The sequence below is a fragment of the Devosia sp. genome, from assembly GCF_035944845.1.
Taxonomy (GTDB): Bacteria; Pseudomonadota; Alphaproteobacteria; order Rhizobiales; family Devosiaceae; genus Devosia_A.
The window spans coordinates 22,221-34,569 of the sequence record NZ_DASZAW010000067.1 but is presented as its reverse complement, the minus strand read 5'-3'; the positions used below and the strand labels follow the sequence as shown (position 1 = coordinate 34,569).

The 12,349-nt window shown below is 65.9% G+C and carries 10 protein-coding genes; 3 read left to right on the top strand and 7 right to left on the bottom strand.

The window, feature by feature from the left end:
* Window positions 1–48 precede the first annotated feature (48 nt).
* Entirely contained in the window at window positions 49–1,539 is a 1,491-nt protein-coding gene (locus VGV07_RS12120) for an extracellular solute-binding protein (protein WP_414649943.1), read from the bottom strand.
* Between the two features lie 237 nt (window positions 1,540–1,776).
* On the opposite strand from VGV07_RS12120, the gene VGV07_RS12115 reads away from it, so the two are divergent.
* Window positions 1,777–2,469 (top strand): GntR family transcriptional regulator, encoded by a 693-nt coding sequence (locus VGV07_RS12115; protein WP_326868954.1) that lies wholly within the window; start codon window positions 1,777–1,779, stop codon window positions 2,467–2,469.
* 115 nt (window positions 2,470–2,584) lie between these two features.
* Window positions 2,585–3,787: a mandelate racemase/muconate lactonizing enzyme family protein gene (locus VGV07_RS12110; protein ID WP_326868953.1), complete on the top strand. Its 1,203-nt coding sequence runs from the start codon at window positions 2,585–2,587 to the stop codon at window positions 3,785–3,787.
* A 170-nt stretch (window positions 3,788–3,957) separates the two neighbouring features.
* On the opposite strand, the gene VGV07_RS12105 is transcribed toward VGV07_RS12110, so the two are convergent.
* Both VGV07_RS12105 and VGV07_RS12100 read right to left on the bottom strand, forming a co-directional pair.
* Window positions 3,958–4,236, bottom strand: a complete 279-nt coding sequence (locus VGV07_RS12105; RefSeq protein ID WP_326868952.1) for a DUF4242 domain-containing protein — start codon at window positions 4,234–4,236, stop codon at window positions 3,958–3,960.
* Window positions 4,237–4,252: 16 nt separating this feature from the next.
* Window positions 4,253–4,789, bottom strand: a complete 537-nt coding sequence (locus tag VGV07_RS12100; RefSeq protein ID WP_326869026.1) for a hypothetical protein — start codon at window positions 4,787–4,789, stop codon at window positions 4,253–4,255.
* Window positions 4,790–4,966: 177 nt separating this feature from the next.
* Here VGV07_RS12100 and VGV07_RS12095 point away from each other — a divergent pair, with 177 nt between their 5' ends.
* A complete protein-coding gene (locus tag VGV07_RS12095; RefSeq protein WP_326868951.1) occupies window positions 4,967–6,034 on the top strand; it encodes a LacI family DNA-binding transcriptional regulator in 1,068 nt (355 codons plus the stop codon).
* 244 nt (window positions 6,035–6,278) lie between these two features.
* On the opposite strand, the gene VGV07_RS12090 is transcribed toward VGV07_RS12095, so the two are convergent.
* The 4 genes from VGV07_RS12090 to hyi all read right to left on the bottom strand — a co-directional run bounded on the left by VGV07_RS12090 (window position 6,279) and on the right by hyi (window position 12,235).
* Window positions 6,279–7,058 (bottom strand): hypothetical protein, encoded by a 780-nt coding sequence (locus VGV07_RS12090; RefSeq protein ID WP_326868950.1) that lies wholly within the window; start codon window positions 7,056–7,058, stop codon window positions 6,279–6,281.
* 43 nt (window positions 7,059–7,101) lie between these two features.
* On the bottom strand, window positions 7,102–8,364 hold the full coding sequence (locus VGV07_RS12085) for a DUF763 domain-containing protein (RefSeq protein ID WP_326868949.1): 1,263 nt from the start codon (window positions 8,362–8,364) through the stop codon (window positions 7,102–7,104).
* A 278-nt stretch (window positions 8,365–8,642) separates the two neighbouring features.
* Complete coding sequence (locus VGV07_RS12080) at window positions 8,643–11,288, bottom strand: autotransporter outer membrane beta-barrel domain-containing protein (protein WP_326868948.1); 2,646 nt, start codon at window positions 11,286–11,288, stop codon at window positions 8,643–8,645.
* 170 nt (window positions 11,289–11,458) lie between these two features.
* Complete coding sequence (hyi, locus tag VGV07_RS12075; RefSeq protein ID WP_326868947.1) at window positions 11,459–12,235, bottom strand: hydroxypyruvate isomerase; 777 nt, start codon at window positions 12,233–12,235, stop codon at window positions 11,459–11,461.
* Window positions 12,236–12,349: the final 114 nt, after the last annotated feature.

Below are 12,349 nucleotides of genomic sequence, written 5' to 3'. Positions count from 1 at the left end.
GAGACCGGCGACGCGCGCCGCCGGTCCGAGAGTGTTTCAGTCAGGCGATCAGATGCCGCCACCGCCGTCGACGATGGCCTTGACCTTGGTGGCCGCATCCTCGGCTGCCTGGTCGACGGTCATGTTGCCGGTGAGGGCGTTCTGCAGCATATCCGGCACGATGATGTTCATGATTTCCGGAGCCTGCGGGATCACCGGGAACGGGATGCCGCTGGGCAGCATCGAGGTGGTGACGTCGAGGAACTTGATGGTGTCGAGACGTTCCTTCATGGCGTCGGTCAGGAAGCCATTGATGTTGCCGGGGTTGGAGCCGACCCAGGCCAGCTTGGTCGACCATTCGGGGCTGTTCCAGAAGCAGATCAGCGCCTTGACGGCCTGCTCGTCGACCTTGCCGCCCTGCACGAACTCGGGCTTGACCACATGGATGTTGGAGCCGCCGAACACCACGGCGCGCTTGCCGTCCGGGCCAGCCGGGATCAGGCCGTAGCGCATGTTGGCGACCACTTCGTCGGCGACGACCTTGTCGGAGCCGGTGGCCTTACTGGCGAGGTCGTTCATCTTGGCGAATTCGGACGGATGCGCGATCATCATGCCGAGCTTGCCGGCGATGAACGGCGCCTGGTTTTCACCCTGCGTGTTGGTCAGCGCCGAAGTCGGGACCGACTTGTCGACGGCGTACATCTGGTACGCTGCCTGCAGCGCGGCCTTCGAGCCCGCGTTGTTGATCCAGACATCCTTGTAGCCAGGCTCGGCCGAAGCTTCGTCGAGCGCGCCACCGCCATAGGCCCACATCTGCGGCATGAAGCGGAACGGCGTGTTGCCGGCGTTCTGCTTGGCGACGAGGCCGTAACCCGGGATGCCGAGCTTCTCGTGGATGGTCTTCGAATAGGCGACGACATCATCCCAGGTGGCCGGCGGATTTTCCGGATCGAGGCCGGCATCGGCGAACACCTTGGCGTTCCAGATCATCGCCATGGTTTCGTTGTTGGTCGGCAGACCGTAGGTGGTGCCCTCATAGGTCACGGACTTCAGCGCGCCGGGCCAGAAGTCGGCAGCGGTCAGGCCGATATCTTCCGGCTTCAGAGGCTGCAGGTATCCCTTGGCGGCAAACTCGACGCCACCGAGGATCTGCAGGCGGATGACGGCCGGAGCCGAGTTGCCGAGCAGCGAGGTACGGAACTTGTCGAGCAGCTCGTTATAGGTGATCGACTGCACGTCTGTGGTGATGTTCGGATAGGCGACCTTGAAGGCCTCCCAGAACGCCTTGTCCTGGTCGTGCGCGATCTGCGGATCGGCTTCGAACGGGCCGGTGTACCAGTAGCTGACCGAACCGGTGTAGTCGTTCGGGACGACCGCGCCACAATCCTTGGCGGCGTCGAACTGCTTGGTGCCGGCGATCGACTTGACGTATTCCGGCGACCACTTCGACAGGTCCACGCTCTGGGCGTAGGACGCGGTGGTTGCCGTGGTCAGCATGGTGGCAGCGCTCAGCACCGCCATCGAAAGGCCGAGCAAACGCCGGCCGGTGTTCTTATGCATTGAGAAATCCTCCTCCACAAATCGAAAGCCTCGCCCGGCCCACAGCCTTGGCAAAGCCTCTACAGCGTACGCTGTTCTCGCCTCGGGACCGGTTTTGGCACCGGCTTTCCCAACTAGTATGGCAGATTTCCAGCAAAAACTGGTGTATGTCAACATCACCAAAGTCGTACATTATTTTGCGCGCTTTGCGTGCAAACGGGACTTGGCTTGCTCAAAAAAGCTGCATAAACAGGACTAATGAGCGAGGCGACCGTCAAGTCGGACCGGCCCGAGGACAGCCTCGAGCAGCAGGCCTCCGTCTACGAGATGATCCGCGAGGATATCGTTTCGGGACGGCTGGGGCCCAATGAGCGCCTCAAAGTCGCAGACCTCGCCGAGCATTACCAGACCTCGACCAACCCGGTGCGCGAAGCGCTGCAGCAGCTGCGCGGCGAGGGGTTCGTGCTGATCGAGCCCAACCGCGGGGCGCGGGTCAGACCGATCGATGCCGACTTCGTGCGCGACATCATCGAGATCGAGATGCTGATCGAGCCGGCGCTGACCCGCTGGTTCGTATCGATCGTCTCGGATGCCGACATCGTCGAGCTCGAGCGCATTCAAGCCGAGATCGAAGCGTTGAACTTTGTCGATCCGATGCTGCATGGCCGGCTCGATACCCGCTTCCACCAGTTCATCTACGATCGGCATTACAACCGGCACGCCGCCGAGCTGTGGTGGAAGCATCGCGAGATCCTGCGCGCCATCAGCCGGCGCTTTCCGACCTCGCTGAGCCGTCGCCAATCGGTGCTGCGCGAGCATCGCGACCTGATCGACCGCAACCGGGCGCAGGATGCCGACGGCGCGGCCGCGGTTGTCGCACGCCACGTCGAGGGCTCGGGGCGCCACATCATCGAGCAGATGGGCGTCGCCCAGAGGAGCCTGCGCCGCTGAAGTCTTGAGTTTGGCCGCGGGCCCTGCCACGCCGGCCGAAAGTCATTTGAAGGGCTGCCTCCGCGGCGGCCGAATTTGGGAGAGGCCTGCCGCATGGCAGGCACGAGGAGAAATCATGAAAATCACCGACCTGCGCGTTGCCGTCATCGGCAAGCATCCGATCGTGCGTATCGTCACCGACGAAGGCCTCTATGGCATCGGCGAGGTGGAGTATACCAAGACCTACCTGAAGCCGTTCATCCTGCATTTCCGCGACGCGCTGATCGGCGAAGACCCGACCGATGTCGAGCGTTGCATGATGAAGATTCGCCAGCGCGGCAGCTTCAAGCCCTATGGCGCCGCCGTCTCGGTGATCGAGCATGCGCTGTGGGACATTGCCGGCAAGGCGGCGGGCGTTCCGGCCTATAAGCTCCTGGGCGGCAAGGTGCGCGACAAGGTGCGCGTCTATAACGGCTCGGTGCGCCGCAAGCGCTCGGGCGACCGGCCCGAGGATTTCGCTGCCGACGTCAAGTGGATGGCCGAGCAGCCGCAGAACTTCTTCATGGTCAAGCAGGGCCTGAGTTTCCACTCCAGCCAGAAGGACAGCTACCCCGATTTCCACTACGGCCCGATCGGCAAAAAGGCCGGCTACCATGGCGCCATGGACCAGGGGCAGATCTCCGAGCACGGCTTCAACTACATGCTCGACTGCGTCATCGCGATGAAGGAAGCGCTGGGTGACAAGGTCTCGCTCGCCCTCGACTGCGGCCCGGGCTGGTTCCTCAACGACGCCATCAAGTTCGCCAATGCGGTCGAAAAGTACAACATCATGTGGCTCGAGGACATGCTCACCGGCGACTACGTGCCGTGGGTGAACCCGCAGGCCTACCGTGAGCTGACCAACTCGACCACGACGCCGATCCATACCGGCGAGCAAATCTACCTCAGGCACAACTTCAAGGAACTGATCGAGACCCAGGCGGTGCGCGTCGTCGGGCCGGACCCGGCCGATATCGGCGGCATTGCCGAGCTCAAGTGGGTGGCCGAACACGCCTATATGCACTCGATCATGATGGCGCCGCACGGCACCGCCAATGGCCTCCTGGGCCTCGGCGCGCTGATCAATGTCTGCGCCACGCTGCCGGCCAACTACATCGCTTTCGAATACCCTTCGGCCTCCGACGAGTTCTGGAACGAGATCGTCACGGGCCTGCCCTCCGGCCCGATCGTCGTCGACAGCCATGTCGACCTGTTGCCCGGCCCCGGCCTCGGGCTCGATATCGATGCCAAGGCGGCCAAGCGCTACCTCAAGGAAGAGGACGCCGGCTTCTTCGACTGAGCCTTACGGAGATCGTGAGTTCGGGCCGGGCGGTTGTGCACCGCCCGGCCCGTTCCACTTCTCGGCATCTCAAGGACGAGAGGGACCACTGCAATCGCCAGATCTGCGATGGTGTGTGGGCTAGATCGAGCCCAGCCAGCTTCTCCGCTCCCGTCCAATCCTGAGACGATCTAGGCCGCTTCGGCAGTTGCGGGATCGACCACCACCCTGACCTCGGTGATCTTGTTGGCCGGAAAACCGCTGAGTTCGGCGTGGCGCCGGATGTCCTCGGGATCTTCGGCCAGATAGACGCAGTAGGTCATGTCGTCGGCGAAGTACGAGTGCACCCACTGCACCCGCGGCGCGAGCTTGGCCAGCGCCTCGTTCGAGACGGCAGCCGCCTCACGGTGTTCCCCGGCGGTCTTGCTGCCGATACCGGGGATCATGCGTTCGATCACATAGCGTTTCATTTTGTTCGGTCCTTGCTCAGTTGGTGGCTGCGACGGTCGCGTCACAGGAGACGTTAGGGTTCATATCGGCGAAGGTGCCGGTGGGGTTGGCGCGCCAGGCCCAGACATGCAGCTCGTAAAAGGGCGGCAGGCCGTAGCGGTTGGGCGCGTTGGTGAAGCTGAACAGGTGCCCGTCGAGATTGGCCGGCCCCTTGGTGGTGATGTACTCGACCGCCACCAGTTCGAGGCTGCCATCGGCCTGCGGCTCGTACATCACCGCTTCGGGCTTGCTGATATCGATGATGCCATCCTCGATCAGCGCGCCGTTGACATAGTGGATGCCCATGGCGCCGCCTTCGACCCCCGAGACACAGGGAATTGGGGCATAACCTTCGGCCGTCGCCACGCCGACATCGGCGAAGCGGGCGTTCACCTCGCGCACCTTCGCGGCGAGCGGGTTCTCTGCCGCCACCCCGGCATGCCCGCTATGGGCAGTGGCCGGGCCGGCAAGCAGCACCAGCACGGCGAGGGCAGTTGAAACGACGACTCGGATGGTGCCGTTGCGATCCGGCATCCGCCGGGCAGTATGGTCTTCGACATGGCGCAGCATTGCGCGTTCTCCTATTGGTGCAAACTGCGTCTGCAGCACAATTGCACCGGTGCAATTTCCCCTTGGGGCGGCAAATGCGCCCTTCACCGGAAAGAGTCAAGCAGTATTTTGCACCGGTGCAATTTCTGCTATGCTGCCGTCATGAAATCGCCCGTCACGCTGCTCGATGTCGCCGAAGCCGCCCAGGTCTCGAAATCCACGGTGGCCAATGTGTTCAACCACCCCGAGCGGGTGCGGCCGGAGGTGCGAAGCCGGATCGAGCAGGTGGCGCGTGAACTGGGCTTTGCCGGACCTGACCCGCGTGGGCGACTCCTCAGTAGCGGCAAAGCCAATGTGATCGGCGTGGTGCCATCGGGCGAAGGCATCACCTGGGTGTTCGACAACCCCTACATGCGGCAGTTCCTCGCCGCGGTCGCCGAAGAATGCCAGCCGCAGCGCACTGCCATCCAACTGATCGACGGGTTCGGCGAGGCCGGCGCCGAGACGATCCGGCGCACCATCGTCGATGGCCTGATCCTGCACACCGCCGACCAGGTACTGGCGGTCGACCCGGCGCTGAGGGCCAGGATGCCGATCGTGGTGATGGATCGGATCGCGGACACCAATGTCAGCTCGGTCAGCATCGATGACCGCGGCGGCGCCTATGCACTGGCGCGCCACCTGCTCCAGCTCGGGCATCGCCGCTTCATGGTCACGACGCTCGGACGCAGCTATGTCGCGCCGATCCTCCATCGCGCCACCGGCGCGCCGCGCGAGCTGATCTCGACCTACGACATCGACGAGCAGCGCCTGGCGGGCATTGGTGACGCGCTGGCCGAAGCTGGGCTGTCGCTCGACGACATGCCGATCGTCGAGGCGTGCGGCAGCGACGAAGAGACCAGACTCTATGGGCCCGCTGCCGACCTGGTGCTCGACGAGCTGAACGGGGCTACCGCAATTATCGTGCTCGGCGGCGAACTGGCGATCGGCCTCGTCGCCGAGGCGCAGCGGCGCGGCATCGTGGTGCCCACGGAACTATCGATCGTCGGCTTCGACGATCCACCCGAGGCGGCTCTGACCGATCCGCCACTGACGGTGATCGCCGCGCCGGTGGCGGAGACGGCCCGCCTGGCCACTCGAATGCTGTTCTCAGGCGGCCCGCCGCAGCACATCGAGCTGCCGGTGGAACTGAAGGTCAGGGGATCGACTGGGTTGGTGCGGGCTGGCTGAGATCGCGCCGCGGCGCCCCCTCGCCCCTCTCTGGGGAGAGGGCTGGGGTGAGGGGGCGCCGAGCGAGTGGAGGTGGAAGCCCTTTACACCGAGTTCGCTTAGTCTCCCGCACCGTGTGCTTGGCGCCCCTCACCCTGACCCTCTCCCCAGAGGGGCGAGGGGACGCGAGGGGCACCGCCGGTTTCATCAGAGGCGCCTTGTCGCCGTGCAGCAGAGCCGCTGAACGAGGCGCCGTAGTTCGCGACTACAGCGGATGCCGCATCCAGACATTGGGCTCTTCGTACAGCCCGGTTCCGGCAGAGCAGTCGGCGACGAACGGCGCCAGGCTACCCGGCAGGTGGTAGCGTCCCGAGACCGGAAAGCGGAGACCGGTCCAGTCCGTCCATTGTGACAGCGGCGCCGCCACGCTCATCGAGCGGGGCGCGATCTTGACGATGTGGGCACCGAGTTGCCAGTGCTTGCGCACCCAGGGATCGAACGGCGCACCGCTCTCGGTCGTCCAGCCCAGATAGTCGGCGAACGAGGTCAGCGGATAGCTCGGCTTCCGCGTGGGACGGACCGGCGCCACCAGCGCCTGCAAGCCGTGCTCCCTGGCGCAAGCCTTCATGTTGCGCAGCAGCCGCTCGGCCAGGTCGGAACCGCGCAGCTCGGGCGACAGGACGATCGACAGTGCCGAGAGTGCGTTGGCGCGCCGGCCGGCGATAAACGCCTCCACGCCGCCGCTGAGCACCGCATCCCAGCCATGATCCGGCAGCGACGCATCGTCTTCGGGCTGCGCCCAGGCGAAGGGGATGCTGTTGGAGGTGGCCACAACCTGTTCTGCTCCGCTGAGCCCGGTGCGCAACACGACGAACTGGAAGCGGGACAGGCCGGCAGCGAAGAGGTGCTCCCAATAGTCGGTGATCGCCTGGTCACCGTCGATGAAGGCCGGCCAGACCGGCGCCGCCAATGCGGCGAAGGCCGGGATCAGGTCCGGCCGCTGCTCGGCCGAGACGAGGGTGAACTGATCATCGATGATCGACATGCTGGTCTCTCGGGGGCGTCCGCTCGATGGTCCGTTGCGGTGGCTATACCCGCATCTTCGCACGCGCATAGGGGCTCGGCCTATCGTCGAACACCGTACGCCCGCCATATTCCGGGGCCCGGCGTCGCTCCTCGGCGATGAACTCGTTAAAGCTGGGGCCGGTGGCGCCGGCCTCGAGCTGGCGCGCTTGGCGGTCGAGCCGCCGGATCGCATCGAGTTCCTCGTCGCGGCCGAGTTTTGCCTTGCCGACCGCCGATTTCAGCACCCGGATGGTCTCGTCATAGACTTTCAGCGGCACCGGAAAGGGGTGACCGTCCTTGCCGCCATGTGCCATGGCGAAGCGGGCCGGATCGGCGAAGCGGTGCGGCGCGCCGTGCACCACTTCGGCCACCTGCGCCAAGGCGCGGACGGTGCGCGCGCCGACGCCCGGCACCAGCAGCAGTTCAGTGAAATCGGCAGGCGCGCGATCGGCCGCGGCGGCGAGGCTGCCGTGCAGGCGGCGCAGCATCACGTCCTTGGGGCGGATGTCGTGGTGCTCCGGCATCACCAGATGCGGCAGCAGCGGCTGATCATCCTCGACCGGCGCCGGCTCGACGATGCCCTCGATACGGCCGACCTCGCGCACGATGGCATCCGGTCCCAGGCCGCCGAGGATATCGACCTGCGAGGTGCGGGAGCGCGCCGCCCGGATATCGGTCAGGTTGACGATCGTCCCCTGCCCGGCGCCCTCGATCGCCGCATGCGGCTGCTCGACGAAGCTCCTGAGGCCCTCGGAACGCCAGTGATAGCGCCGCGCGGTTTTCGCATCACCCTTCATTCCCTGCTGCACCACCACCCAATGACCATCATCGGCGACGATGAAACCGTGGAGATAGAGTTCGAAGCCGTCCTGCACCGCGGCGCTGTCGACCTTGGCCACCAGCCGGCTGGCCTTGGCCAAGGCGGCGCCGTCAAAGCCGACCCGGTTGCCGATCGCCACCAGCTCGTCCGGGGTCTTGCGCGAGTGCCGGCCGCGCCCGCCGCAGACATGCAGGCCCAGTTCGCGCTCGAGTGGCCGGAGCCCGCCCTTCAGCGCGCCGATGACGCTGGTGGTGATGCCGGAGGAGTGCCAATCCATTCCCATCACGGCGCCAAACGACTGAAACCAGAACGGATGCGCCAGCCGGCTCAACAGCTCGTCGCGGCCATATTCGATGACGATGGCCTGGCAGATCACCGCGCCGAGCCGCGCCATGCGCTCGCTCAGCCATTTCGGCACCCGTCCGCCATGCAAAGGCAGATCGGCGCTCCCGCCGCGATTGGCCATGGGAAGTTTCCTTGTTCTCATGTGATTGTAGCACGGGAACAAAAGAGAAACAAACTGACTGCGAAGCTGTGCTAATGCAGCGACCTCACCTCCACCACCGGTGTTTGGGGAGATGTCAGCGCGCTGATGCGGTGCGTCGGAGCGGTGAAATCCAGTAACTTTGCGTCATCCCCGCGAAGCCGGGACCCAGTGCGATGTCTCAACGGCGGGAGGTGTGGCGGCATCCCCCAACTTCCCGCTTTCGCGGAAACGACACCGAGTGGGTGGAGAAACCGGGGCTAGAGCTTCCCCGACAGGGTGAGCTTCACAGCCTGGGCCGATTGCGCGCTGCCGAACTGGCCCTGGTAGCCGAGATCGAGGTTCACCCCCGGGGCCATCTCGGTGCCGAGCCCGGCTCCGAGCAGGAGTGCCGTGTCACCGAGTTTGGCGCCGCTCAACGTGAACGGCGTGCCGCCTGCAAAACTGTGCGTGGCGGTCGGCTGGTCCCCGGTTGTGTGCTCAAGTGCGATACTGCCGCGCGCCGCGACCACCAGGCCATCGCCAAGCACGAAGCGGCGCGCCACCTTGAGGCCGGCCGTCAACACTGCCGCGCCGATAGCATCAGAAGCGCCGCTGAGGACCGCGTCGCCTCCGCTCTCGGCGTAGCGTCCGCCCGACTGGCCAAGCAGCGCGGCGCGGGCAAACGGCGTCAGCGTCACCTCATTGAGCTCGAACACGTAGCCGAGCTCGCCGAACAGTTGCGCGGTCGTGGTGGTGTAGTCCGCGACCACCGTCTCGCTGAAACCGGAGAAGCTCGGGGTACGGGTCACGGACACCTGGCTGGAGGCCAAAGCCGCGCCGAAAGCCAGTCGCACCTCGCCCAGCGCTGCGCCGCCATAGAGGCCTATTTGGTAGCTGGTCGCTTCGGCGCGGGAGTCCCGCGCCGGCAGGTCGACGGCAACGCCACCGTTGCCCGCCAACACCCCGAGGAACAGCTCGCGGCTCACCAAGCCGTCAACGCCGACCAGCAAGCCACCGGAGCCGAAATCGAAGCCGGCGGCATTGCCGTCGCCATTCACAGTGCCGGCCCCGCCGTACCCGCGAGCCCAGATGTCGCGGGCGCCGACCTGGCCCTCGGCAAGCGCTGCGAATGCCGCGTCGACGCGATCGAAGGCAGCCTCGCGCGGGTTCCGGCTGGCATCGGCGAGGACGCGCAGCAGCGAGGCGTGCACCTCGCCCGAGAGGTCGTCGAAGGCCTCGAGTGCAGCGGCGGTGTTCAACGGCACCACGGCATCGAACAGCGGGCTCGAGGGCAGCGCCTGCAGGGCCGTGGCGGTGGCGAACTGGTTTGGCGTCTCGGCGATCGCCGGGAGGTTGGCGATCGCCGAAACGCGCAGCCACACCACGCCGGGTGTGTCGTAGTCGAGCACGAACTGGAGGAAGGCGGAGTCGTCGACCACGCCGCCGAAGCCGCCGAGAACGCTGGCCGCGGTGAGCACCTTGTAGCCGCTGCCCACGGTGTAGACGCCCGGCGCGGTCAGGGCGCGAACGGTGCCGCCGCTGAGGGTCGCGACGCCCGATACGGCCAGCGCGCCGGTGGCGGCGACGGGTGTCACTCCGACCTGCAGGACGCCGGTGCCGCCATTGGCATAGGCGCCGGAGACATGCAGGGTGCCGGCGGTCAGGTCGATCGTGCCGGCATTGTTCACCGCGCCGGCGAGCGTGCCGGTGCCTCTGACGGTCCCCAGCGCGCGGATATCGATGGCCGGGCTGGTGAGCGTACCCGCGATGGTCAACACCCCGGCCTGGACCTCGGCGCTGGTCGAAAAGCCGCCCGCGTCGTTCAGCGCCCAGGCGCTGCCCTGCATCGACAGGGTCTCGAAGTTGAGGAATCTGGCGACGCTCTCGCTGCCGGCGCCGAGGAGGATCAGGTTGTCGGTGCCGGTGCCGCCCTTCACCAGCCCGTTGAGCACCGAGCCGGTATCGAGCATCAGGGTTCGCGTGCTGCTGCCGTTGAAGTTGATGGCGTTCACCGCGCCGGTGATAGTGCCCGAGTTGGTCACGGTGCCGGCGGCGTTGAGGTAGAGCCCGTCGCCCGCCGCCGACCGGATGGTGCCGGAATTGAGGAAGGTGCCGCCACCGGTCGCCTCCACCGCCTTGGAGCTGGCATTGCTGCCGGTCGACTCGATGGTGCCGGCATTGGTGAAGGTCAGCACGCCGGTGGCACTGGCATAGACGCCGTTATAGCCGCCCTTGATCACCGCCCCGGCATTGTTGGTGATGGTGCTCGGGCCACCCTGCACGAACACCCCGGTGGAGAAACCGGTCACCCGCGTGTTGATGATCGAGCCCGAGTTGATAACGGTGCGCTCGGTGCCTTGTCCGATCGACACGGCATTGCCGGAGCTGTCGCCGGTGATGACGCCGGTTGCGGTATTGGTCACCGAACCGCCGAACTGCAGCAACACCAGGTCGCCGCCGGAAACCACCTGGGTGATGGTGCCGGAATTGCTGACCACGCCAGGGCCGACGCCCGGGTTGCCGCCGCTCGGGAACTTGCCGATGCTGATGGCGCTGCTCGAGGCATTGATGGTGGCGCCCAGCTCATTGATGACGGTGCCGCCGTTGACCAGCGTGATGGCGTTGCCGCCGGTCAGGAGCCCGGAATTGCTGACCAGCGATCCGGCGCCGTCGAGCTTGATCTGGCCGCTGACGCTGCCATGGTTGCCGAGCGTCCAGGTGCCGGTGCCGCTTATCGTCGGCCCGCCCAGGGTGTTGCTGACCGAGACGCCGGAGAGGATATCGACGGTGGTGCCGGCATAGAGGTTGAGGTCCACGCCGGTCGTGGTGGTCGCCGCAATGTCCAGATCAGCGGCCCACGCCGCCGGTTGAGCCACACCCAGCAACAGCGCCGCGGCGAACGCGCGCCTCCGGAAAACCTGCATGCCAATCACCCCGACCGATCGGAGCGAGGCTAGGCGGCAGTGCAGCCAAGGCGTAGCTGGTCACTCGGGGCAAGCCGGGGCAATACGGGGAGCCGGTGCGGCAACTCGGGGCATCGGCCAGACGACTTTGGCTCAGTCGCGCAAAGTCTGCAGCTTGTCCTGAAGGCGCTCTAGCGGAACGCAGCCATCCAGCCGAGGCCGGCGCCGGAGCCGGCGAGCGGTCGATACTCGCAGCCGACCCAGCCTTCGTAGCCGAGCCGATCGAGTTCGCTGAGGACGAAGCCATAGTTGATCTCGCCGGTACCCGGCTCATGCCGGCCCGGCGTATCGGCGATCTGGATATGGCCGATCCGGTGCCGGAGCCGCTCGTAGGTCGGGACCAGGTCACCGGCAGTAATCTGCTGGTGGTAGAGGTCGTACTGGATCTTGAGGTTGTCCGAGCCGACTGCGGCAAGCAGCCGTTCGGCATGACGCACGGTGTTGAGATGGAAGCCCGGGATGTCGCGCGGGTTGATCGGCTCGATCAGCAGGTTGACGCCTGCCGCAGCGAAGCGTGGTGCGGCATATTGGAGGTTAGCGACCAGGGTCGCTTCCAGCAATTCGGGCGCAACGCCCGGCGGTGCGATGCCGGCGAGGCAATTGACCTTGCGGCAGCCGAGAACCTCGGCATAGCGGAGCGCGACGTCCACTCCGGCTCGAAACTCATCGACCCGATCGGGGTGACAGGCAATGCCGCGCTCGCCGCCATCCCAATCGCCGGCCGGCATATTGAACAGCGCCTGCTCGAGGCCGTGCTCGGCATTGCGCGACGCCAACGTCTGGGCCTCTGCAACATAGGGCACTGCATACTCGACCGCGCCAAAGCCGTCGGCGGCCGCGGCGGCGAAGCGGTCGAGGAAGGGCAGGTCGGGGTAGAGAAAGGAGAGGTTGGCGGAGAATTTCGGCACGTCGGGTCCTCACGGCAGCGGGCGGACACAACCATGCTTTGCGGATGGGGGTAAAGGCTGGTCCCGAGTTGAGACGCCGGTGGCTGTGGCCCCCCACCCTTGATCCCTCCCCGC